The organism is Halomonas sp. ATBC28, from assembly GCF_005937175.1.
GTDB classification, from domain to species: Bacteria; Pseudomonadota; Gammaproteobacteria; order Pseudomonadales; family Halomonadaceae; genus Vreelandella; species Vreelandella titanicae.
The window spans coordinates 19,767-42,640 of sequence record NZ_VCQL01000014.1; the positions used below are offsets into that span (position 1 = coordinate 19,767).

20 protein-coding genes are annotated in these 22,874 nt (G+C 52.0%); 9 read left to right on the forward strand and 11 right to left on the reverse strand.

Going from position 1 to position 22,874, the window contains the following annotated elements:
* Nucleotides 1-27: 27 nt before the first annotated feature.
* From E0L35_RS16200 to gmk, 3 genes are all read right to left on the reverse strand, one after another.
* A complete protein-coding gene (locus E0L35_RS16200; protein WP_041157433.1) occupies nucleotides 28-2,172 on the reverse strand; it encodes a RelA/SpoT family protein in 2,145 nt (714 codons plus the stop codon).
* A 32-nt stretch (nucleotides 2,173-2,204) separates the two neighbouring features.
* Nucleotides 2,205-2,462, reverse strand: coding sequence for a DNA-directed RNA polymerase subunit omega (rpoZ, locus tag E0L35_RS16205; protein WP_007112267.1), 258 nt, complete (start codon nucleotides 2,460-2,462; stop codon nucleotides 2,205-2,207).
* Between the two features lie 118 nt (nucleotides 2,463-2,580).
* Nucleotides 2,581-3,213, reverse strand: a complete 633-nt coding sequence (gmk, locus tag E0L35_RS16210; RefSeq protein ID WP_022521092.1) for a guanylate kinase — start codon at nucleotides 3,211-3,213, stop codon at nucleotides 2,581-2,583.
* 148 nt (nucleotides 3,214-3,361) lie between these two features.
* Between gmk and E0L35_RS16215 the strand changes: the two genes are divergently transcribed.
* Nucleotides 3,362-4,057 (forward strand): extensin family protein, encoded by a 696-nt coding sequence (locus E0L35_RS16215; RefSeq protein WP_022521091.1) that lies wholly within the window; start codon nucleotides 3,362-3,364, stop codon nucleotides 4,055-4,057.
* A gap of 15 nt (nucleotides 4,058-4,072) precedes the next feature.
* On the opposite strand, the gene E0L35_RS16220 is transcribed toward E0L35_RS16215, so the two are convergent.
* From E0L35_RS16220 to E0L35_RS16235, 4 genes are all read right to left on the reverse strand, one after another.
* On the reverse strand, nucleotides 4,073-4,324 hold the full coding sequence (locus tag E0L35_RS16220; protein WP_022521090.1) for a hypothetical protein: 252 nt from the start codon (nucleotides 4,322-4,324) through the stop codon (nucleotides 4,073-4,075).
* A gap of 121 nt (nucleotides 4,325-4,445) precedes the next feature.
* A complete protein-coding gene (locus E0L35_RS16225; RefSeq protein ID WP_022521089.1) occupies nucleotides 4,446-5,657 on the reverse strand; it encodes an MFS transporter in 1,212 nt (403 codons plus the stop codon).
* Nucleotides 5,658-5,815: 158 nt separating this feature from the next.
* Nucleotides 5,816-6,136: a helix-turn-helix domain-containing protein gene (locus tag E0L35_RS16230; RefSeq protein WP_022521088.1), complete on the reverse strand. Its 321-nt coding sequence runs from the start codon at nucleotides 6,134-6,136 to the stop codon at nucleotides 5,816-5,818.
* Nucleotides 6,133-7,476: a HipA domain-containing protein gene (locus E0L35_RS16235; RefSeq protein WP_138800858.1), complete on the reverse strand. Its 1,344-nt coding sequence runs from the start codon at nucleotides 7,474-7,476 to the stop codon at nucleotides 6,133-6,135. The genes E0L35_RS16230 and E0L35_RS16235 overlap by 4 nt, the downstream gene beginning before the upstream one ends.
* Before the next feature lie 150 nt (nucleotides 7,477-7,626).
* On the opposite strand from E0L35_RS16235, the gene E0L35_RS16240 reads away from it, so the two are divergent.
* Nucleotides 7,627-8,253: a DNA-3-methyladenine glycosylase gene (locus E0L35_RS16240; RefSeq protein ID WP_138800859.1), complete on the forward strand. Its 627-nt coding sequence runs from the start codon at nucleotides 7,627-7,629 to the stop codon at nucleotides 8,251-8,253.
* Nucleotides 8,254-8,256: 3 nt separating this feature from the next.
* Here E0L35_RS16240 and E0L35_RS16245 read toward each other — a convergent pair whose 3' ends face one another.
* The 4 genes from E0L35_RS16245 to E0L35_RS16260 all read right to left on the reverse strand — a co-directional run bounded on the left by E0L35_RS16245 (nucleotide 8,257) and on the right by E0L35_RS16260 (nucleotide 11,874).
* A complete protein-coding gene (locus tag E0L35_RS16245) occupies nucleotides 8,257-9,132 on the reverse strand; it encodes a pirin family protein (protein ID WP_138800860.1) in 876 nt (291 codons plus the stop codon).
* A gap of 112 nt (nucleotides 9,133-9,244) precedes the next feature.
* Nucleotides 9,245-10,285 (reverse strand): zinc-dependent alcohol dehydrogenase family protein, encoded by a 1,041-nt coding sequence (locus tag E0L35_RS16250; protein ID WP_138800861.1) that lies wholly within the window; start codon nucleotides 10,283-10,285, stop codon nucleotides 9,245-9,247.
* 64 nt (nucleotides 10,286-10,349) lie between these two features.
* On the reverse strand, nucleotides 10,350-10,502 hold the full coding sequence (locus E0L35_RS16255; RefSeq protein ID WP_249362154.1) for a hypothetical protein: 153 nt from the start codon (nucleotides 10,500-10,502) through the stop codon (nucleotides 10,350-10,352).
* A 655-nt stretch (nucleotides 10,503-11,157) separates the two neighbouring features.
* Nucleotides 11,158-11,874 carry a hypothetical protein gene (locus tag E0L35_RS16260; protein ID WP_138800862.1) on the reverse strand — a complete coding sequence of 239 codons (717 nt, stop codon included), beginning with the start codon at nucleotides 11,872-11,874 and terminating at the stop codon, nucleotides 11,158-11,160.
* Between the two features lie 176 nt (nucleotides 11,875-12,050).
* On the opposite strand from E0L35_RS16260, the gene E0L35_RS16265 reads away from it, so the two are divergent.
* The 7 genes from E0L35_RS16265 to E0L35_RS16295 all read left to right on the forward strand — a co-directional run bounded on the left by E0L35_RS16265 (nucleotide 12,051) and on the right by E0L35_RS16295 (nucleotide 22,602).
* The gene (locus tag E0L35_RS16265) at nucleotides 12,051-13,667 is read left to right on the forward strand and encodes a hypothetical protein (protein WP_171051173.1); all 1,617 of its coding nucleotides are present in this window, start codon (nucleotides 12,051-12,053) and stop codon (nucleotides 13,665-13,667) included.
* A gap of 78 nt (nucleotides 13,668-13,745) precedes the next feature.
* On the forward strand, nucleotides 13,746-13,943 hold the full coding sequence (locus tag E0L35_RS16270; protein WP_138800864.1) for an AlpA family transcriptional regulator: 198 nt from the start codon (nucleotides 13,746-13,748) through the stop codon (nucleotides 13,941-13,943).
* Between the two features lie 310 nt (nucleotides 13,944-14,253).
* Nucleotides 14,254-14,913, forward strand: a complete 660-nt coding sequence (locus E0L35_RS16275) for an inovirus Gp2 family protein (RefSeq protein WP_171051174.1) — start codon at nucleotides 14,254-14,256, stop codon at nucleotides 14,911-14,913.
* A 351-nt stretch (nucleotides 14,914-15,264) separates the two neighbouring features.
* Nucleotides 15,265-16,761 carry an ATP-binding protein gene (locus E0L35_RS16280; protein ID WP_212751694.1) on the forward strand — a complete coding sequence of 499 codons (1,497 nt, stop codon included), beginning with the start codon at nucleotides 15,265-15,267 and terminating at the stop codon, nucleotides 16,759-16,761.
* Entirely contained in the window at nucleotides 16,758-19,520 is a 2,763-nt protein-coding gene (locus tag E0L35_RS16285) for a Z1 domain-containing protein (RefSeq protein WP_138800867.1), read from the forward strand. The genes E0L35_RS16280 and E0L35_RS16285 overlap by 4 nt, the downstream gene beginning before the upstream one ends.
* Nucleotides 19,513-20,487: a PD-(D/E)XK motif protein gene (locus tag E0L35_RS16290; protein ID WP_138800868.1), complete on the forward strand. Its 975-nt coding sequence runs from the start codon at nucleotides 19,513-19,515 to the stop codon at nucleotides 20,485-20,487. Before E0L35_RS16285 ends, E0L35_RS16290 begins: the two co-directional genes overlap by 8 nt.
* 12 nt (nucleotides 20,488-20,499) lie before the next feature.
* The gene (locus E0L35_RS16295) at nucleotides 20,500-22,602 is read left to right on the forward strand and encodes an AIPR family protein (RefSeq protein ID WP_138800869.1); all 2,103 of its coding nucleotides are present in this window, start codon (nucleotides 20,500-20,502) and stop codon (nucleotides 22,600-22,602) included.
* Nucleotides 22,603-22,874: the final 272 nt, after the last annotated feature.

Consider the following 22,874-nt stretch of genomic DNA (forward strand, 5'->3'; position numbering starts at 1 on the left):
TATATCAGCATGTTGTTATATATAGTATTAATTAGCGAGTCGGGTAATTTTGCCAACGTTGGGAAGGTTACGGATGCGTTTAATGATGCGTGCCAAATGCACACGACCTTTCACCGACAGCGTCAGATTGACGGTGGAAAGGTGGGCATCGCGCTCTTCAATACCAATCCGCTCAATATTGGCATCGGCATCGGTGACCAGCCCGGCAAGCTCTGCGACTAGCCCACGACGGCTCTCAATTTCGATACGCAGCGCGACCGGGAAATCTTCATCAATGGTGTCCGACCACTCCAGCGCGAAGAGCTTATCAGGGTCGTTTTTATCGGCGAAGTTCTTATCCACTACGTTTTTACACTCAGCGCGATGCACCACCAACCCTTTGCCTGTGGAAAGGTGGCCCACCACGGGGTCGCCTGGTAGCGGATGACAGCAGCGCGCAAAATTAATCACCATACCTTCGCTGCCGCTGATCATGACGGCTTTGCTGCCCTCCCCGCCTACAGGGTGCTCATAGCTTTCGCCATGCGCCGCAGCCACTAGGCGGCGTGCCACCACGTGGGTCATGCGGTTGCCCATTCCGAGCGACTCCAACAGAGCATCTTCAGAAGAGACATCCAACTCTTTGAAGGCGCGCTTAAGGGCGCTCTCATCCAGTTCTTCCAGGCTGGTATCGAACGGCGCCAGGGCTTTATTGAGCAACCGTCGTCCCAGCATGACCGCTTCGGTCTGCTGCTGATATTTAAGCGCGTGACGGATTGCCGAACGCGCCTTTGCGGTGGTCACAAAATTGAGCCAGGTAATATTGGGCTTCGCACCGGGGGCGGTGATAATTTCCAACGTCTGACCACTTTCTAAGCGCGTCGAGAGCGGCGCCAAATGGCGATCAATGCGGCAAGCGATACAGTTATTGCCGATATCCGTGTGCACGGTGTAGGCGAAGTCGATTACGGTAGCGCCCTGGGGCAACTCCATAATATCGCCTTTAGGCGTGAAAACGTAGATGTCGTCGGGGAACAGGTCATTTTTAACGTGCTCGATAAACTCCAGCGAGTCGCCGGCGTGGCGCTGCATTTCCAGCAGGCCCTTAACCCAGGCGCGAGCACGTGCATGGCTGCCCTCGGCAATCGGATGGGAAGTCTGCCCCGCTTTATAAAGCCAGTGGGCAGCGATACCGTTATTGGCCATGGCCTCCATTTCACGGGTGCGTATCTGCACCTCAATGGGCATACCGCGGGAACCAAACAAGGTGGTATGCAGGCTCTGGTAACCGTTAGCTTTGGGAATCGCAATGTAGTCTTTAAAGCGCCCCGGTACCGGCTTATAGAGGTTATGCACCACGCCTAGAATACGGTAGCAGCTGGCCACATCTTCGGTAATGATGCGAAAGCCAAACACATCCATAATTTCGACAAAGGGCTTACGCTGGTCGCGCATTTTTTTATAGATCGACAGCAGATGCTTTTGGCGTCCAATGACGGTGCCATTAAGCCCGTCATCGTCCAGGCTTTTTTGCAGGGAGGACTGTATTTCGCGCATGGCACTACGCCGGTGCCCCCGCGCTTTGGCAACCGCACGCTTGATGCGCTCCGAGCGCATGGGGTGAATCGCCTGAAAGGAGAGATCCTCAAGCTCGATACGAATCGTATTGATACCCAGCCGCCCGGCAATTCGCGCGTAAATTTCCAACGTTTCACGGGCGATGCGACGCTTTTTATCTGGGCGTAGGGCGCCCAGGGTGCGCATGTTATGCAACCGGTCAGCCAGCTTGACGATGATAACGCGAATATCCCGCGACATCGCCAGCACCATCTTCTGAAAATTTTCCGCCTGGGCGACGGCTTTGTCTTCAAAGGTGATTTGGGTAAGTTTGGATACCCCATCTACCAGCTCTGCTACCGGCTTGCCAAACTGAGCCTCCAGGGCTTTTTTGGATACCCCGGTGTCTTCGATAACGTCGTGCAGCATGGCGGCCATCAGGCTTTGATGATCCATGTGCATATTGGCAAGAATATTCGCTACCGCCAGTGGGTGGGTAACGTACGGCTCGCCGGAACGCCGCCGCTGGCCGTCGTGGGCCTGCTCAGCATAGTAAAAGGCGCGTTTGACCTGCTGGATCTCATCCGAGGGTAAATAGCCGCCGAGTCTATCGGCCAGGTCATCAATGGTGAACATCTACCGCGCCTCTATCGGTTTCGTTGAAAACGTTAGTCGTCGATATGAGTAGGCGCCATAGCCGGGCGCGGACGAACAGCAGCTTCAACGGGCTCGTCCAGTACAGTGTGATCGACCAGGCCTGCGGCAATTTCACGCAGCGCCATCACCGTAGGTTTATCATTTTCCCAAGGTAGCAGAGCATCGCGGGAGCCGCGCGCCAGCTGGCGAGCGCGCTGAGTGGAAATCATCACCAGCTTGAAACGGTTTTCAACATTTTCAAGACAATCTTCAACGGTTACGCGAGCCATGGGAGCCTTCCTGTTATGACGGAACCGGGCCGACACCGTAGAGAACGGCGCCGACCCAGTGAAAAAATGGTGCGACAAAAATAGTGCAACGCAATAGAAAGTAGTAGAACCGTATAGATTACTCGACCGTAGGCGTCTGTGACAAGAGCGCAGCCAACAGCGGCGCGTGGCGCTCGGTCATTACCGGGCGACTTAAGCGACGGCTGATCACCAGTGACTGTAACTCCTGCAGCGCCGTGGTGAAGTCATCATTAACGACGAGGTAATCATATTCGTGGTAATGGGACATTTCACTCACCGCATCGCGCATCCGCCGGGCAATCACCGCATGCTCATCGGTGCCACGGCTAGCAAGACGTCGCTCCAGCTCCTCGCGGGAGGGCGGTAGAATAAAAATCGACACTGCATCAGGCATTTGTGTGCGTACCTGCTGAGCGCCCTGCCAGTCGATTTCCAGAATGACGTCCTGACCTGCCGCTAGCAATACCTCTACTGCCTGGCGCGAGGTGCCGTAGTAATTATCAAATACTTTGGCATACTCGAAGAACTCACCCTGCGCGATCATCGCTTCAAACTCGGCTACATCGGTGAAATGATAATTGACGCCATTCACCTCACCCTCGCGCTTGGCACGCGTAGTGTGCGACACCGACACTTGAATCCCATCCAGGCTTTCGATTAGCTCGCGCACCAAGCTAGTCTTGCCAGCACCTGAGGGGGCAGAAACGATAAACAGCGTACCTTGGGACATGAAGTACTTTCCCTTCAGTTAGCAAAATAAGTAGCGAAAAACGTAGTAAACGCAAGTAAAGCGACTGCAGCAGAGCAGCAAGGCTGCGCAGTATCGCACACCCAGCGTGACGACTGTAGCGTTGGTGGTGACATACAGGGAGGTAGGCATGCGCAGTACGCTATTTATTTTAGCCCTGATTGCGCTGGGCGTAGCCCTGCAAAAAGGCATCATTGAGATTCCCCGCCACTGGGCGCCATGGGCTCCGCTGCATATTGACGACCCCATTACGCCGGTCACACAGCTTAAGTTAAGCCGCTTGGCAGACGACCGCGCAGGCTGTTTAGCTGCGTTAGATACCGTCCCCGAGGGCGAGCTGCGCTATACGCCATTGGCCGATTACGCCCCCACGGCGAGCTGCCCGCTTGCCAATATCGTGCGCATGCACTCTAGCGGCGTCGCGTTCAATCAGAGTTTCGTGGCCTCCTGCCCGATGGCGCTGGCGTGGGTCATGTATGAACGCCACGCGTTACAGCCTGTCGCCGAGGAGATTCTGGGTAGCCGAGTGAGCCAGGTTAACCACGTAGGTAGCTTTGCCTGCCGTAACGTTTATGGCCGCGAAGCCGGCAGGCGCAGCGAACACGCCACCGCCGAAGCGCTGGATGTAGTGGGATTTCAGTTTGAGAACGGCCAGCGTATTACGCTGATCAATGACTGGGATGATGAAGGCGAGGTAGGTGAGTTTTTACGCGCTGCGCGGGATGGCGCCTGCCATACCTTCGGTAATGTATTGGGGCCCGATTACAACGCCGCGCATGCGGATCACTTTCATATGGGCATGCGCGGATTTAGGCTGTGTCGCTAAGAGATCAACCATTACTTATTCGAGATTGATGTCATCTGCATCGGTGGCGGCACCGGTGGCAGCACCAACGCCACCGCCGATAACGGCACCTTGAACGACGCTACCACCGGTTACGGCTGCGGCACCCGCGCCAATGGCAGCACCGACACCCGCGCCGCTAGTAGCGCGCTCTCCGGTAGTGGTACCACAACCCACCAAGCCAATGGTTAACGCCACCACCGCGCCGAGGGTCAATATGCGTGTCAAATTCAATACCTGAATGTGCATGGTCATCTCCTTATGGGTTACTACTCTTACACAGTAGAGAGAATTCGACTTTTTAGCCATGTTAATTATCACTGTTCGATAACTAGGCAGCTGGCCAATCACAATGCAACGTTAGCCAACGCTAGGCTCGCTGGGCCACGGCGCCGTAGGTGCGCTTTTCCAACCATCGCCCAGCGGCAAAAATCACCAAGCCACAGAGTGCCAATCCCGCACCGACCAAGCCCGTGCTCGACCAGCTAAAGCCAGCGCTGATTGCCAAGCCAGCAAGCCACGCCCCTAGGGCATTGGCACCGTTAAAGGCCGCGTGGTTGAGTGAGGCCGCCATGGTTTGGGCATCTTCCGCCACATCCATCAAGCGGGTTTGTAATGAAGGCGCTAGTGCCATACTGGTGCCCACCAGGCCAACAAACAGCAGCCCCGTCCAAACGTTATTCGCCGCAAAGTAAAACAACCCTTGTACCACGCCACACCAGAGCAGAATGGTAGGTATGGCACGCATCAGGTTTTTATCCGCCATGCGCCCGCCGATTAAGTTACCGGCAATAGAGCCCAGGCCGAAAATGACCAGCACCAACGGCCCCAGCGCTTCGCTCATACCCGCCTGCTGGGTTAATGTCGGCATCACATAGCTAAAAATGGCGAACATGCCGCCGCAGCCGATGCAGGCAAGCGCCAGGGTAACCAACACCCGCTGCTTAAGCAGCGCTGAAAGCTCACGCACCGGGCTTGCTAGAGTATCGACGGGCTGCACCGGTACATAGAAGCGGATCAACAGGGCGGTGAGCAACGCAATACCACCGACACCCGCAAAGGCGATCTGCCAACCCAACAGGTTACCCGCCCAGGTACCCAGCGGCGCACCGATCAGAATCGCCACGGTTAAACCCATCATCACCCGGGAAACAGCCCGCGCCCGTTGGTCTATCGGCACGGCTCCCGCGGCCACCAGTGCGGCGATGCCAAAATAGGCGCCGTGAGGCAAGCCAGCCAGAAAACGCAACCCTACGAATGACCAGAACCCTGGTGCCATGGCACTGGCAATATTGCCCACCGCAAATACCAGCATCAGCATAATCAACAGCGACCGCCTAGGTACTCGCGCGGCCAGCGCCGAAATCAGCGGCGCACCGACTACCACGCCCAAGGCGTAGCTGCTTATTGCGTAACCCACTTGCGGCACCGTTACCGCTAAATCACCCGCCACACGGTTCATCAGGCCCATAATGACGAACTCGCTGGTGCCGATTCCAAAGCCGCCCAGCGCCAACACAAATTCGGCCAAACGCGGGTTGCGCGCCAGCCCTTGAGACGACGATGCTGTCGAATCCTGCATGCTTAACTCCTTGGGATACCGCCCGGTTGGTATCACGATGGCGCAAATGATCGCAGGATTAGACGAAAGTAGAAACATGCTGCGTTTAAAAAGTTAGCGGGCGAACACAATCGTTAAGTTGGGTTGAATAGGAAATGTTTGGATAAGGTGTTTGGCGGTCAGGCGCTAGGGGATTCCACTGAAAGCAACCGCTCACGCAGATGACGGTTACGCGGCACCAAGCCGGTTTGCAGGCCCAAGGGGCGGAATACTTGGTTTAGCAGCGCCAGTGTAGGGCTTGCTTTATCGGCTTCCAGATCAGACAAGGTGCGGCGACTGATACCCACCAGCTCGGCATATTGTGTCTGCGACATTCCCAATACTTCGCGGCGTAGTTGACGCAGCACCTGCCCTGAGCTGATCTCTTCCCGCAGCAGCTGGGACAATAGCGCCATAAGTAGTGCCTCGCGCTCAATGCTAGAGAGTTCTTTGCGTTTCATACCAGCCCCCAGCGGCGCAGCTTAGCATCCAGATAATTTAACCCCACCGCATTCGATACTAGCAACGCTTCCGGCACTCCCCGCGCAGCAAGTCGTTCTTTTAGCCCGGCTAACTGACTCCCCAGCGCTTTTAGCTCTGCCATCAACTGCTCGGCTGGCACATAGGCATTTAAATTCTCCGTAATGGCTACCCAGCTGAATTCAGGACCCTCTTCAAACGGCGCGCCCCAAGTGGTGGTGCGAATAATACCTTCTGGGTCAGCCTTCATGGGCGCAAAATCGTAGACTGGCGCCAGCCAGATTCCCTGAGGCGTTTTCAACAGCGCCGTATTGCGGCCATGGTTATCGCTATTAGCAAAAGCGACATTAAGCAGATCACGTTTCACCCACTCGCTCACGAAACGCGCCGTATCAAAATGACCTCCTAACTCGCGAACGCGGTATTGCTGGCTCAACAGGCCAACCAGTGCCTCAATCACGTCAAAATGGTTTAAGAAGCTTCCCGGCTGACGCTTCATCGCGGAATAAACCGACTCCAGCCCATACAGCGTTCGCTTCCCAGCGGGGTAATCAACATCAAAGCGGGGCAACCACAACGATGGATAGCGCTCGCCTTCCAGTAGCCGCATCCTTTGAGTGTCGATCGTCGCTATGCCGAGTGACGCCAGCTCATGATAGAAATGGTATTCGGCGCGAAGGATATTGTTATCAAGCTCGGTGCGCTGGCCGCGAGGAAATTTCACCAGATAGTGCTGGTCGGTATTCGCCGGGTCATCCTGATAGGTATCGATCCAGACCTGATCGTTTGGCGAACAGCGTAGCAGTAGCTTAGGCGCTTCACCGCCAGCGCCGGTCGCACCACCCCCAGCGGCTCCCATTTGCTGCGCATAAGCAAGAAAATCGCTATCTCGATCCACAACATCACGTAAGGCAAAGCGCTGCTGCTCTAGCGTGCTACCTACTGGGCGCTCGGGAAGGGCCTCTTTAATACGTAAATTACCCACCGGAGCAATCGTCCCTTTAGCCAATAGGGCGTAATCTTGTTCAGCCTCAGTAAGCGCCGATATCCCCAACTGCGTGACCCAGTAACGGCGGCTGGCCCCAGAAGGCATGATATCGTCTAAAAAAGCGAACCAGCGTGGCGATTGATGAGTATTCATGAGTTCAATCGGCAAAAGCAGGCTGCAAGCATGCTCATCATCGCGATCCAGCCATTCAAGGGCATAATCGGTGATATAGCCCAAACGCGCAGGTCCTCGACGACCTTGCTCTGGGTGCTCAATCACCAGCTCAGCGGCATCGTGCCACTGGCCATGATGAAATGTCTGGATGGTTAGCAACGTGGGACACCTTAATTGAGCAGTTAATAACTGAGCAGTTTAATGCTCAATAGTGTAGCCTAAGGCTCCGGAATGTGCATTTTAATACTCATAAATATATAAAAACTCAATTAGTGAGCAATATAATACTCATTATAACCAGGAGTAATAATGCCAGCTGATACCCCATCTTTTAACACGATCGAACACGCCATGGCTGAACTCGCCAAGGCTGACCCCGATATCGCCCGCGCCCTACCGCTAGTCGGAGCGCCCTCGCCTCGCGAGCGTGATAAAGGCTTTGCGACGTTCTTCTCGACTATCGTTAGCCAGCAACTATCTACCGAAGCGGCTCGCGCGATTATGGGTCGTGTAAATACACTGCTGCCCGAGCTTCACGCTAAAGCGGTAATAGAGATAGAGGGCCAAGCGCTGCGCGATGCGGGGCTTTCCTGGCGCAAGATCGAGTACGCTAAAGGGCTGGCAGAAGCAGAGTTGGCAGGCACTTTTAGCGCCGAGGGGCTGGAACAACTAAGCGACTACGAGGCGATTGCCGCGATTACCGAGCTACGCGGTTTTGGCCGTTGGAGTGCCGAGATCTACCTGATGTTCTCGCTGCAACGCCCAGATATTTTCCCCGCTGATGACCTTGCCCTGCGGGTGGCGCTGGGCCGCTTAAAAGGCATGGACGATAAACCCACGCCTAAACAGGCCCGCCAGTTGGTGGAACACTGGGCGCCCTGGCGCAGCGTGGGTTCGCTGTTTCTGTGGCACTACTATCGCGGCGAGCCGCTTTAAATACTAAGCATCCAGACCGCCGAACTTACCGTTCTGGTAGTCCTCGACCGCCTGAACGATCTCTTCACGGGTATTCATTACAAAAGGGCCGTGGGAGTAGACCGGCTCATCGATCACATCGCCATGACCAAACAGCAGCCGCGCATCGCTACTGGCTTCGATATCGAGGCTGTCACCTGTGCGATCTACTTCAATTAGGTGATGCGGCTTGACTGGCTCGCCTCCCACCGTGACATCGCCATCCACCACGTAGAGAAACACCTGCCGCCCTGGCGCCACGGGTAACTGTTCTTGGCTACCGGTAGGCAGCCGCAGCGTTGACATAAACACGCCGGTTAGCGTGGCGATGGGACCAGCATTACCCTGCCACTCGCCTGAGATCAGGTTCAGCTCACCGCCACCCGGCAACTTAATAGCGGGAATGGATTCTTGCTGCAGCCCCACATAGCGCGGCTCGCTCATTTTCAAGCGCGACGGCAGGTTGATCCATAGCTGCAGAATTTCCAACGGGCCGCCGTCGCGCAGAAACTCCTCCGGCGAAATTTCCGCATGCACAATGCCGCTGCCCGCGGTCATCCACTGCACGCCGCCCGCATTGATCACGCTTTGATGCTTGGCGCTATCGGCATGGGCCAGGGAGCCTTCCAGTATAAAGGTGACCGTTTCAAAGCCCCGGTGCGGATGCGGGCCGAACGGCAGGCCACGATTATTGGCCGGATACGTCTGCGGGCCGTGATGGTTAAGAAACAGAAACGGATCGAGCTGTTCAAGCTGCGGCCCCGGCAGCGGGCGCCGGGTAACTAAATCGCCGATATCATCGCGCTTGGCTGGATGCTGGGCGATCACGCGGCGTGCTGATTGAATAGTGTCTGATGGCATAACTTACTCCTTATCAATACGCCCAGCGTAAAACCTCAACCCGCCGATGAGGAGCGAATAATTTGCCTCGTTTCATTGAAGGAAATTGTTATTAAACGTCTCAGCGGTTTCCTCAAAACTCGGTCACCACCGTCACGCCCGCCCCTTCGAACTTATCCATGTTCATTAGCGCATCAATGGACTGTTCAAGATTGATTCGTTTGCCGATCAGCTTTTCAGGCGCCAGCTTTCCTGACTCGATCATCGCCAGCATGGCGTCATAACGGTGGGCCTGCATGCCGTGACTACCCAGTATTTCAAGCTCATGGGCTATGACCTTGCTCATGGGAATGGCAGGCGTACTGTTCTCGGCCAACATCAACCCGACCTGAATATGCTTGCCGCGTTTACGCAGATTGCTGATCGAGTTAAAGCAGGTCGTCGGGTGCCCTAGCGCATCCAACGATACGTGAGCACCACCTCGGGTTATTTCCGCAACTGCTTCAACCACATTGGCCACCTTGGCGGCATTCACAGTGGCAACGGCGCCCAGTTGACGGGCCAGAGTAAGCGCCTCCTCCGAAATATCGATGGCAACGACGTTGGCACCGATGGCGTTGGCAATCATTACGGCGGATAGACCAACACCTCCGCAACCGTGAATGGCCACCCACTGCCCAGCCGATGTTTGGCCCTGATCGACGACCGCCCGAAAGGAAGTGACAAACCGACAGCCCAGGCTGGCCGCCGTCGCGAAGTCGAGTGTCTCTGGCAGCGCAACCAAGTTCACATCGGCATAGTGAATACTCACATACTCGGCAAATGAGCCCCAGTGAGTGAAGCCGGGCTGAAACTGGCTATCGCACACCTGATGGTTGCCCGAGTGACACTCTGGGCAAGTGCCACAGCCACCCACGAACGGCACCGTGACGCGGTCGCCAAGGCGCCATTGCTTTACATCTTTACCAACGGCTTCGACTACGCCTGCCAGCTCATGGCCCGGCACATGGGGAAGCTGGATATCGGTGTCATGCCCCACCCAGCCATGCCAGTCGCTGCGACAAACTCCTGTCGCCATCACTTTCACCACAACGCCATGCGGCTCAAGAGTGGGATCAGGTAATTGCTGGACGCGGGGAGGGGCGGAAAATTGCTCAAAAACAACGGCTTTCATAAAGAGTTCCTAATCTATATCGGTTTTTACTTTATAAAGTCTCATGTGGATAAGAAGCAAATTATTAGCCGCTAACGCTTAACCGCCCCACGACCTGCAACGATTCATCCACTGGACGCGCCACGATCATCTCCCCCGAACCAACGCCGCCACCCATCAGTGCGGTGATATTGACCTGGTGGGTAACCAGCCGCAAATCCCCCGGTTCCTGTGCCATGCAGCGATTTGCTCTTGAGCGGCTTGAGTGGCAGCGATAGCGTCATTGATGACCCGTGGAAGGGCTTGCTAGGGGATGAAGACTAACAATGGAAAGGCGGGGTAAATGGATCGATTGAGCATTCTGCGGCAATCACCAGCTTACGACATTGTGGCTACCAGTGTGTATGGAAAACGAGCGCACCACCGCGTTCAATTTAGCAGGCCAAAAAAGCCGATACTCCCTGGCGCTCAATCAAACCTAATTTGGATAACACCCTTGATAAAGCCCGCACCCTATGGCCGCAGGCTCTGGTGGAGTTGCCCATGCACGCCCCCCACAAACAGGCCCAGCGCGAGCATTGACAACACCTACATGCTGATTTTCGCCTAGCTGATTCCCCTACCTAGTCGCTAATCATGCTCCTCAGGTGCTAGATAACTTCACTCAATATTCTGAATCTTAAAATAGAATAAAATTATAAAACGTATAAAAATTATACGTTTATATTCAAAATGATTGAGAAACATTAGAGATACTACCCTCTATACTACCCATTTTGTGTAAGCTACGTGCCGATGTGGATTCACGCTAAGTTCGGAAGGAAAGTGATAGCACACAGGAACCATACGACATGTCTTCAAAGAATTTAGGTAACCGTCTCGTCACCAGAGTCTTAATGACCATTCTGTTCTGGGCTCTCTTGCATGAGCTTTTCTAAGGTAGCTCCTATATTAGAGCTTTCCACTTTTGTCTTGGGAGCAACAGGCTCTAAAGCTGAAACACCTTTTTCTACTGAGTCGTTATTCTTTTTTTTATCAACATGAACCATCAGTGAACTACTTAATTCTCCTACTATCGCCTCAAAACAGAAGCGTTGTCTTATCTCTACCGGCAAGGCATCCCGCAACCTATTCACAACGTCTTTGTAGAATTGCTCGGCTTGATGGGCAGTTTCCTGCTGTTTTTTTAACTTCGCTTTAAGTAATTCCCGCTCTTTGCTGCCTTGCGCAGTAGCGAACTTTTGATCATTCATCGCATCGGTGATGATTTGACTAAGGGTATCTCCTTGGGTCTGTCCGCGTTTTTTAGCCAAGGCGTTCAGCTTCTTCAGAGTGTCATTTGGCATCTGAAGGGAAACCGGGTTGCCATGTTTTTTTCGGTATAGGTGCGTTTGCCAAGCGCCTTTCATCTGTCGGCTTACCTCACGAATCTCTGCATCTTCATTAGGTGCCTTTAATTTTTCAACCACAGTGCCGTGACTGTGTGAACTCAGACTCTGGATTAGTGAAACGGGCATCCCACCAGTCGACGCTCTACGCGCTACGTAAGCATCAATCCAAGCCAGCTGGTCATGATTCTTCGTTTCTATCCAATCAAACGGTCGTGCCATCAGCAGCCCCTACTCGTGATAACTAATTTAGTTCACATTGCATTACTACACTATTCTTTCACAATGTAAAAATACATTACTTAAATACAGCATCATAATACACTGTATTAATCTTTCCATATCACAGTAGTGAAATCGGATTTTTATTATTCGAAAAATAGCGTATATTGCTTGATATGAACAATGTGCTACTTACCTACCACAACTCTCGATTGACACCTGAAGCGCGCTGGTTTCTGATGCGATGGGCTACAGTTATTGGTCTTGATCAGAGCACAAAACTCCCTCTGCAAAACCTCTTTACCCACCTAGGCCTAACCTATGCGCAGGGTCGTCGTGCTTGGGATGTACTCACCAGCAAACAGGGCGATAAGCAGGAGCTATTTGTTGAGATAGAGCTCCTACCGAATAATGGTCCAGGAAGGCCCGCATCGCGTTATTGCTTATCTGCCAAGTTGGTGAAGGCAATTGAAGCGATCCCGAAACCTAGTTGTGAACACCACGCTGAAGAAATCGCCACATTGGCAAAAACAACCCGGTTGTCTGCTACGGATAAAAAATCGGATTTAATGGACAAAGGACGTCTTCGCCGTACAGGCTTGACGCTACCTAATCGCTGGCTGTTGATGGTGTTATTGGCTCATGTTGATTCGCCAGGAATTGTGACCAGGCTTAGCTTATCCGCGATGCACCGCCTAACCGGTATGTCGCGTTACAGAATTACTAGTCAGTTAAAGAAGCTGGTCGATTTAGAGATCATTGCGCATCATCAGTCGGGGCGATACGCCCCAAAAGCAAACGCTCGTAAAACATCCATCTATTTGCTTGATCTAGCACACCCGCTTATGGGCAACGGTGACAGCAAAGCAGTAGTTATTAATTTATTACCTTCAAGACCTGATCTTAAGCAAACGCGTATAACTGATGGGATTATTGATGCGGTAATGACTGCAGGAGTTTGTGATCTACAGCTCAAGACATTGCTGGAACAATACGGCATTACCGATGCTGCCAAGAGCGATACGCCCAAAGACATCACCTCAAGCGGATTCCAAACTTATGAGGCTGCCATAAAGGCGTTTGACACTGCCAATGCTCGCCAAGCTGAATACGATAAGATTAAAAGAGTGATGGATTGTGCCCAGGCATTACTGCCAAGCATTTGCTACCTAGAGCACGGTACCAAACTGCTGCTCCGTAGCTACGATGAAGATGACGCTGACTGGCTGCTAACGATTGTTCATGCTGATGCCATGTGGTTACTTTCTACGTCTTGGGTAGCTGTAGAAGAGGGGCAGCTAGGCCCTGACGAACCACACCCTGATATCATTGCGGGGATTGCGCATCGGTTAGGCCACATACCTGAAAACGTAACAAAAGAAGATGGAGGGAAAGCATATAGCGACACCGAAGCAGCTCTATCGGACAAGCCAGCCGGCTATTCGCCTCTTGTTATATTGTTCTACGCCTTATCTCATCACCTAGCCAAACAACTTCAACATACGCTGCAGGACTATACCGGCCAACATAGTGATATCGACTACGAGGCGACATCGTTCATGCTGATTCCTGTATTTTCCGATACACCTGATAAGCAACGCCTGCCCATGTTTCAGCTACGTGGTTATAGCACCCACTATGTTGAGCATAAGCTGAATGATAGCCACCTCACTACCGCGGTGTTTGTGGATTTAAAATCGTATTGGCGAAAACATTATCAGGATTGCCTCTCAACATTCAGTGATGGGCTGGGTGACCCCACATCTGATTCTCCTACTCCCTCCAGTAAGTAGCGCTGTGGATATTCTTGTCACTCTTCAATTAAAAATACTCAGCCGCCTCATCTCATGAACGAATAACAGGAGTTCGTCATGAGCATGAAACTGATCCGCATCAAAGACGTCATGGATCGTACTGGGCTGGCCAGATCGACGGTCTACAAGTACATCAACCTGGGACAATTCCCCCAGCCTATTAAACTGGGTACCCGAGCGGTTGCCTGGGTCGAAAGTGAAATTGAAACCTGGATTTGTGAAAGCATTGAGCGCAGAGATGAAAAAGCGCTATAGAGATTAAACCAGCTTTCGATAATTTAACTTAAGAGTTGATTATCCACTGGCTTTCCATCCCTTCAGCTAGCACCCACCTACATCTATCGAACTACCATCAGCCTTCCTGACCCTTGTTTAATTATTATTAATCTAACCAAAGGGTAATGGGAGGGGCCTCAAGCCCCGTACCTAAGTAGCCACCGAAAGGCTAATAACCGATACACCACCCTCGTAATGAATCCAGCAATCGCTGGAGGATTCGTCGTGCCTGACATAAACGCCCATGCCGCGGAAGTCATGGGCTACTACACCTATCAAGGAGATTAAAATGCTACCACCACGTTACTCAAACGCTAACCTAAACTTTGCCTATACCCCAATGTTCAACGGGCTAAGCACCCAAGAGAAATACCTGCCGATGGCAAGTGAATACCTCCAGGCGCTTTACGACACAGTACATAAAGCCCTGAATGAGTATCCACGCGTATTAGCCTTCCGGGTTGACCCCGTTATCCCTACGGAAATAAGCGAAAGATTGACGATAGAAGACCACAAGCGATTGATTAAACGGTTCATTGCTTCCCTGAAAGCCATCATCAAACACGACCGAGAACGGAAGCGCCAGAATGGCTGGGTACCAGATACCAAAGTGCGATACGTATGGAGCCGAGAGATCGGCAGCAATGGTAAGCCGCACTACCACTTCTTTTTCCTATTCAACCGCGATGCTTATCACATGCTTGGCAGGGCATGCTCTCCCAATGAAAACCTTATCAGCCGCGTGTCACGCGCTTGGTACAGCGCGCTAGGGATTGTTTGGAATCCTCAAGATCCATGGGTTCATGTGCCTGCTAATCCGTTTTATTGGATCGACCGGGGTGATGCGAACAGCTTTCAGGAGGCATTCTACCGCGCCTCTTATCTTTGCAAAGCGGAGACGAAGCAGTATGGGCTAGGGGTGCGCACTTTCGGTACCAGCCGGAGTTAAGCAATCTTGATGACGACGTGGCGTGTGGAGTGAACCTGGGCAGCAGAAGTGACCGTGGGAATGGCGTACATAAAAGGATTATATGATCCAATAATTTGCCATTCCCCTAAGGGATTCAAGAGATTACGCTTTCAAACATAGCAGTTGGCTTCTTGTAGTCATGCTCTTGACGAAAATGACTAACTCCGTAAGAGAATAACATACGTATTTTTTTATATTTTTAGGTTAGTCTGATGAATAATTCGGGATACTGGCAATATGAAGGCCAGCTTTATCACTCATCCTAGCGGCTCGATGCATAAAGTATGATGCGGTTTAGCTCACCCTGGACTCAGTAGTAAGGCTATTTACTTGATTGATGAGAATTTAAAAAAGGCAGATACAACACCTCATGCCTCGGCACTGATAGAGAGCTTGAGGGATATAGGGTATACGCTGTCCACTGCGCTTGCTGACATTATCGACAATTCCATAACTGCAGGCGCATCCTCCGTCCACATTTTTGCAGATACCCTTACTGATGCCCCATCGGTTGCCATCATAGACAATGGCAGTGGAATGGATCAGGCGGAATTGATTGAGGCATTGCGCCTTGGCAGCAAAAACCCTCGCTTGGAAAGGCCTTCAACTGATCTCGGGCGATTTGGTCTTGGCCTTAAGAGCGCCAGTTTTTCTCAATGTCGCAGGTTGACTGTCCTATCGCGGCGTAATGGCGTGATGTCAGGTGCACGATGGGATTTGGATGAGATTGCCAAGTCCGATCGATGGGAGATCTCACTGATCAAAGAAGACAACAATATCCCCCAAGCCGACCTGTTGCACGAAGATGGAACCCTCGTTCTTTGGGAAAAACTTGATCGTGTCGATGGCGGCTATCGGCATGATGTCCGCAAACGCACACAGAACATCAATCATGCACTGGCAGGCGCGGAGAGGCATCTGCGGGTTGTTTTTCATCGGTTCATGGAACGCAAGGGCAAGGGCAAGCTTTCGATATCCATCAACAGCCGCATATTGGATCCGATTGATCCTTTTGCAACGAAACACCCCGCAACTCAAATTGATCCTGAAGAAACACTGACCCTCGCGCAAGGTGTCGTACATATTCGTAGCTTCACTATTCCCCACCACAAGGCCCTGAGGCAGGACGAGTGGGATGAACTCGGTGGGCCTGAAGGGCACCTCCGATCACAGGGGTTCTACATTTATCGGGGTGATCGCCTAATTATTAGAGGAGGCTGGCTTGGCCTCGCGCGCCAGACTGAGCTAACCAAACTGTGTCGTATTCGAGTGGACATCCCGAACACGATGGATTCCGACTGGAAAATCGATGTCAAGAAAGCATCTGCCCAGCTCCCACCGGCGGTGCGTGAGCGACTCAAAAACATCATCGAACGCTTTGTGCAGACATCCAAGCGGACTTATAGAAAGCGAGGGCAGAAGCTGACTGACGAGACCCGGGTGCCGTTGTGGCAACGGATACTGAAGAATGGGGAAATTGTATACCAGCCGAACATCGACCATCCAGCTCTTGCCGAGTTCGAGAAGCGCCTGCCCGAAGATCAACGGCGAGATTTCAGGAATTGCATCGCGCTTGTCGGCGCTGGCCTACCTGTAGACTCATTGCACGCTGACATGCTAGGTCAGGCCGAGACCGTCAAGGCGACAAATGCCGAATTGGATGCGCTGGAGCAGGCCCTAGTCTCGATGGTTCCGCATTTACTCGGTCAGGGTGTCTCTAAAGAGGCCGTGCACTCAATGATGAAGACGACAGATATGTTCCGCAACGAGTGGGAGCGGGTTGAACCCGTGCTCGCCAAGATTCTCGAACAGGAGGGAATGGAATGACAGGCCAGCTCGACATGTTAGATAACATGGTCTCTCACGGACTCGTCGATAGTACTCGGCGTACCCCTGAAGGCATCAGAAAACTTATCGCATCTGTACGCCAAGCGCCGATTTTTCCGAATGTATCCGATGATGACGCAGAAATGCTGGCACGCGAGATCGAGGAGCGGATTGGCGTCAGCATGGGGCTTGGTGCTGTGGTCGACGGTGATGACTTTGAACAGTGGCTCGAATCAGTCAGACCTGAAATTGAGAGCGGGTCTGACCCTTGGTACTACTGGTCTCGCTACAAAAAGCTTCTTATCAAGAAAAAACTACCTCAGGACGTCATTTACGGGACGGACCAAGTAACGGATAAAATTCTTGGGCGGCTCGGAAATCCTCGCGATAAACGGACGTGGGATCGTAAGGGCATGGTCGTAGGCCACGTTCAGAGTGGCAAGACTGCCAATTATACCGGTTTGGTCTGTAAGGCAGCAGACGTAGGGTATCGATTGATTATAGTGATCGCCGGGCTTCACAACAATTTGCGAAACCAAACGCAAAGCCGGATAGACGAGGGCTTTATTGGGCGCGACACCGCCCGTCTAGCCCAAATGGATACCCGCGTAAGGCCCAAGCTCATTGGGGTTGCCGAGTTTGATGACAGATTCACCCCTGTAAGCCTCACCAACACAATACGGGATTTTAACAAATCCACAGCAACTTCGAACACGAGCCAGATCGCCTCCTACGCAGTCCCTGTTGTACTCGTAATTAAGAAGAACATGCATACTCTGCGCAATCTGACCGAGTGGCTGCGAGAGCACAGTGCGAATCATTCGTCCGAAATGGTCGACCAGCCGATGCTGATGATCGATGACGAGGCAGACAATGCATCTATCAATGTAAAATATGGGAAGAATGAGGTCTCTCGGATCAATGGACAGATTCGGGAACTGCTCGGACTTTTCCGTCGTAGTTGCTATGTAGGTTATACCGCGACTCCGTTCGCGAACATCTTCATTGATCCCGAACAGGAAGAGAAGATGGAGGAGGAAGACCTTTTTCCTCGGGATTTCATCATCGGTCTCGATGCCCCAGACAACTATTTTGGGCCACGCAAAGTTTTCCTTGACGGTATACCAGATGAGGAAAAGCCGCTTTATCTGCGTAACATCATCGACAACGGTGATGTACTGCCGGTCCGACACAAAAAAGAGGATGACCTTGTTTCGGTTCCCTACAGCATGATTGAGGCGCTTCGTACATTTCTTGTTGCGCGGACTATCCGCGACTTGCGAGGGCAGCGCGATCAGCACGCATCGATGTTAGTCAACGCCAGTCGTTTCACCCGAATGCAAGGCCTGATTCGCAACAGGTTACAGGATGCGCTCAATACAATCCGAGATTCCATCCGCATCAACGCCTCTCTGGGTGAGAGAGGAATTCAGGATCCGGAGATTGCGGCACTGCGCGAAATATGGGCCGCCGAGTTCTATGAGGCATGGCCGGACTGGGACGAGATTCAGATGCAGATGCTCAGCTCGATAGGTGCCGCAAAGGTCGTAGAAGTGAATAGCCGGGTCAATGATCTCGACTACTCTGCAGCAGGTGAGCGCGGGCTAACCGTGATTGCAGTCGGGGGGTTCTCGCTGTCTCGAGGACTCACTCTTGAAGGACTAACTGTCTCCTACTTTCTGCGCAACTCGATGATGTATGACACTCTCATGCAGATGGGACGCTGGTTTGGTTACCGGGGCAACTATGAGGATCTTTGCCGGGTCTGGATGCCGCCCCAGGCAATTGGCTGGTATGCCCATATAGCCGAGGCGACCGAAGAACTTCATGAAGAGCTTCGTCGTATGCAGCGAGATCGTGCGACACCTCTACAATTTGGATTGGCGGTGCGTAGCCATCCTTCGTCTCTATTGGTAACCGCGCGAAACAAGCTCGGCTCAGGGGAGAAACATGTAAAAATCGGCCTTTCGAACGGGTATGTCGAGACGCACAAACTTAGAAACGTGCCAGATGTTCTGGAGAGTAACAGGAGCGCGGCTCATTCTTTTGCCTCAGCTTTGAGAGCAGACGGCTACGATTTTACAGATGATAAGCGCGAAAGCGGTGGCTTTCTCCTGCAGGGGGTCGATGTGGCGCGTATAGATGACTTTCTACTTCACTTTCAGAATGCACCAGAAAGTGTTGGAACCACCATCGAGCCGCTGCGCAGATATATCGATCTGCGTGCCCATGATGAGCTCAATAAATGGGACGTGTTCTTTGCGAGTGTTAGAGATAACGAGGCCAGCAACAATATCATCGGCTGGCCGATCGGACCAATTCGTAGGAGCGTAGGTGTCGAAAGACTCGAGGATAAAATATTATCGGTCAGCGGATCACGTGCAAGAGTTGCCTCGAGGGGAGTTGAAAAGATTGGAGTAGCGCCAGAAGATGCAGCACGAGCCGAAGCTGAATTTCTAGTCAAAGAAAGGCTCAACGGCAATAAAAATGTAAATTTTCCAGATCGTATTTATAGGGAAGTACGAAAGAAACCCCTATTAATTATTTACCTAATTGCGGTCAAGCTTCCTGAAAAGACCAAGCACAGAGAGAGGTATGATCACCTCCTACCGGTGGAACCGGTTGTTGCTTTCGGCATCAGCTTTCCATTCTCGTCACGCCCGGATGAAAAAGTCGAGTACGTCATGAACACTACCATGCTCCGCGAAGTGTTCGGCGAGGAAGACCAAGATGAAGATCCGGAGATGGTAGATGTCTAAAGTACAACTGTGGGATGGGCTGGGATTTAATGAGGCGCGCCGCGTCGACAAACGAGGTCACCACGATTTTTTCTGGGCAGTTGTTGAAAACAATTGCGTGGCGCTCGCACTCGTTCTGCCAGATGGGGCCAATAGGGTTCTGCCTCTTCCTCAGATAAAGAGCCTCGATATCAGATATCGTAAGCTGGGAGCGCGAGACGCGTTATTCCTAGCGCTTCGCGATCAGGAACAAATCGAACTTTTCGCCAGCTTATGCATGGACATCGTCTCGGCAGGTGAGCAAGGTGAAACTCCGTCGGACGCCCTCGATCGAACCGTACGCCGCACCCTTCGTTGGCACCATCTACTGCGAGGCGGATCTTCAGAACGCTTAAGTGTCGAGGAACAAAGAGGCTTACTCGGGGAGCTCCAGGTTCTCCAACTCCTGTGTACTGTGATCGGGGAAGAGGCGGCAATTGAGGCTTGGCGCGGCCCCGAAGATGGCGCTAAGGACTTCGAGCTTAATGGCATGTGCATGGAGGTGAAGGCACGCCGAGGTGCATCAAAACCACAGGTACAGATCTCATCTGCGGATCAACTCGCAGATGTAGCTGGCGCCGAAGTCTTTCTGCTAGTTCATGATGTTGATGCCGCAATCAAGCCGGAGGGCATGACACTTTCGGATCATGTGCAGGTCGTTGAGGATATCTTTAAGTTCGCTTCCCTGACTGCCTACGGGACTTGGGAGCGATTGCTGACAGCGACTGGATTCGACTGGTCGCACGACTTTAGTGATCGACGATGGATCATAGGTAAGCGCACTGCGTTCCGCGTCGAAGACGGATTTCCCCGCATCCCTCTACCCGTGCCCATGGGTGTGCTCAATGTGAAGTATGCGGTCGCACTCGATGCCTGTGCCGCGTTCACGGTCGAGGATAAGGATCTTCTGACCGAAATCGCGAAGACACAATCCGCCATTGATACGTAAGGGATGTGATGTATGTCGGAGCTTAAAGAATTTCACAGGGAACTTATTGCCGATCTCCAAGGTGAGGCAGATGTTGGTAGAACCTACACTAAGGAGGCCTTCTTCGAGAGAATGAGCGACATTCTTACCGAGGCGGGTGAACTGGATGGCGCTGACTATGCGTATTACGAGGGAACTGGCCAAAACGGAGTCGTAATGCAGGTGGATGGCTATGGAGGTGATCCACGAGATGCGCAGGGTGTTCTGAGCTTGGTACTCTGCGACTACGAAGTCACTGATGAGATCCGCCGTTTCCATGGTGAACAGCTCAAATCACGCTTCAATCGCATGGCTGTCTTTCTTCGACATGCCCTTAGAGAGGATTTTAGGGAAAAACTTGAAGAATCAAGCTTTGGCTTCATGCTGGCTGAGCTCATTGCAACGACATGGCATAGTGTCACAAAAATCAAACTAATCTTGGTTACGAACGCAGAAAAGCGGGTAAAAGTGGATGGTCTGCCGGCCGGATCAATTGATGAAAAACCAGTCACATACAGCGTTTGGGATTTGGCTCGGATTGAAAAATTCATTCGTTCTGGCCAAACCCGGGAAGATCTTCTCATCGACTTCGAGAAGGATTTTGGTGGTGCAATACCGGTTCTGAGTGCATCGCTGGGTGATGCATCGCTTGAAAGTTACATAGCAGTCATTCGTGGAAGCCAGCTAGGCGATATTTACGAAAAATGGGGACCACGTCTTCTCGAAGCGAATGTGCGCAGCTTCCTTCAGGCACGCGGAAAGGTGAACCAGGGGATCCGCGATACACTTGAAAGTCAGCCAGAAATGTTCTTTGCCTATAATAATGGCATAACGGCAACCGCGGATAATGTTGAGATTCGGCAGACGGAAAATGGCCCGGTTCTCGTCCGCGCAGACAATCTTCAGATCGTGAATGGAGGTCAGACAACGGCCTCGATTCATTCAACGCGCAAACAACGTACCAATCGTCCTAAGGCACGCCTCGACAAAGTTTATGTTCAGATGAAGCTGAACGTCGTACCACCGGATGCGGCAGAAGAAATCATTCCAAACATATCTCTATATGCAAACAGTCAAAACAAGGTGAATGATGCTGATCTTGCGTCAAATCATCCGTTTCAGATGCGCTTGCAGGAATTTTCCCGGCGGATACTGGCACCAAAAGGCGGCAGCTCATATCAGGAAACAAAGTGGTTTTATGAGAGAGCTCGCGGACAATATCCAGATGAACGTAGCCGGCGCACCGAAGCAGAGCGTAGAAAATTCGACCTCGAGTATCCTCGCTCGCAGTATTTCAACAAAACGGATTTTGCCAAGTTTGAGAATTCATGGATCGGATTGCCATACATTGTTAGCCAAGGCGCGCAGAAGAACTTCGTCGCTTTTCAAAAGGAAATTGCCAAAGAGTGGAAAAGGTCTGATACACGCTTTGACGATACATGGTTCAAGCGGATGATCGCGAAGGCGATCATGTTTCGCCGCCTAGAAAAGTCTGTCCCGCAACAGCCTTGGTATGAAGGTGGTTACAGAGCAAACATCGTCACCTATTCTATGGCCAAGATTGCTTACGACATCAATAAACAAGGAAAATTTGTTGATCTTGACAAAGTCTGGCGTCAGCAATCGATCCCCGAGCCCATTGAGCACGCGCTCCTCGTAGCAGCGGAAAGTGCTCATGATGTCATCACTCATCCTCCAGAAGGAATTAGGAACATTAGCGAATGGGCCAAGAAGCAGGCCTGCTGGGCTCAGGTGCAACAGCGGAAATTAGCATATCCACCAGAACTGAAAGAGTATCTTGCAACACCTAGCGAAGCCGCGTCAGTGATTCATGAGGAACGTAGGGAGCGGTCTGAAATTTCAGAGGTTAATAATTATATATTTGTGGTTGAGTGCGGAGGCTTATTCTGGAAGAAGGCTCTTGAGTGGGGGATGAGATCTAAGCTTCTGACGCCAATAGAAGCCGGTGTTCTGGAAAGATGTAGCAAGATACCGAACTCCCTTCCATCCGAGAGGCAGTGCTCCATTGCTATGAAGACTTTCGAAAAATTGAAAGAGAATGGTTTTACAAATCTCGCTCCGGACGAAGCTGAGTAATCAGCAGGGGTTGGGATGCCGGAGTGCCTCAACCAGCGACCTGGATTATCTTCAGCGTTGAGCTGTTTTGCCGAAGGACCCGAGGATAGAAAGGAGTAGTTTCCTTAAATTGCCTTCTTTATTAAAAATGTTTATTTATACAGTTATTTAGATGACGTAAGCTACAGTCAAATGTTGAGATACCCTGACAGCTATCGGTTGGCTTTCTTCGCCATTTTCTCCAATTATGGTGCCTTGCGACCCAATTTATGTGATTTAACGCGCTGGGTGTT

Coding starts and splice junctions, on each gene's coding strand:
- E0L35_RS16200 (WP_041157433.1), bottom strand. CDS start 2,172: ATGTTCACCATTGATGACCTGGCCGATAGACTCGGCGGCTATTTACCC.
- rpoZ (WP_007112267.1), bottom strand. CDS start 2,462: ATGGCTCGCGTAACCGTTGAAGATTGTCTTGAAAATGTTGAAAACCGT.
- gmk (WP_022521092.1), bottom strand. CDS start 3,213: ATGTCCCAAGGTACGCTGTTTATCGTTTCTGCCCCCTCAGGTGCTGGC.
- E0L35_RS16215 (WP_022521091.1), top strand. CDS start 3,362: ATGCGCAGTACGCTATTTATTTTAGCCCTGATTGCGCTGGGCGTAGCC.
- E0L35_RS16220 (WP_022521090.1), bottom strand. CDS start 4,324: ATGCACATTCAGGTATTGAATTTGACACGCATATTGACCCTCGGCGCG.
- E0L35_RS16225 (WP_022521089.1), bottom strand. CDS start 5,657: ATGCAGGATTCGACAGCATCGTCGTCTCAAGGGCTGGCGCGCAACCCG.
- E0L35_RS16230 (WP_022521088.1), bottom strand. CDS start 6,136: ATGAAACGCAAAGAACTCTCTAGCATTGAGCGCGAGGCACTACTTATG.
- E0L35_RS16240 (WP_138800859.1), top strand. CDS start 7,627: ATGCCAGCTGATACCCCATCTTTTAACACGATCGAACACGCCATGGCT.
- E0L35_RS16245 (WP_138800860.1), bottom strand. CDS start 9,132: ATGCCATCAGACACTATTCAATCAGCACGCCGCGTGATCGCCCAGCAT.
- E0L35_RS16250 (WP_138800861.1), bottom strand. CDS start 10,285: ATGAAAGCCGTTGTTTTTGAGCAATTTTCCGCCCCTCCCCGCGTCCAG.
- E0L35_RS16255 (WP_249362154.1), bottom strand. CDS start 10,502: ATGGCACAGGAACCGGGGGATTTGCGGCTGGTTACCCACCAGGTCAAT.
- E0L35_RS16260 (WP_138800862.1), bottom strand. CDS start 11,874: ATGGCACGACCGTTTGATTGGATAGAAACGAAGAATCATGACCAGCTG.
- E0L35_RS16265 (WP_171051173.1), top strand. CDS start 12,051: ATGAACAATGTGCTACTTACCTACCACAACTCTCGATTGACACCTGAA.
- E0L35_RS16270 (WP_138800864.1), top strand. CDS start 13,746: ATGAGCATGAAACTGATCCGCATCAAAGACGTCATGGATCGTACTGGG.
- E0L35_RS16275 (WP_171051174.1), top strand. CDS start 14,254: ATGCTACCACCACGTTACTCAAACGCTAACCTAAACTTTGCCTATACC.
- E0L35_RS16285 (WP_138800867.1), top strand. CDS start 16,758: ATGACAGGCCAGCTCGACATGTTAGATAACATGGTCTCTCACGGACTC.
- E0L35_RS16290 (WP_138800868.1), top strand. CDS start 19,513: ATGTCTAAAGTACAACTGTGGGATGGGCTGGGATTTAATGAGGCGCGC.
- E0L35_RS16295 (WP_138800869.1), top strand. CDS start 20,500: ATGTCGGAGCTTAAAGAATTTCACAGGGAACTTATTGCCGATCTCCAA.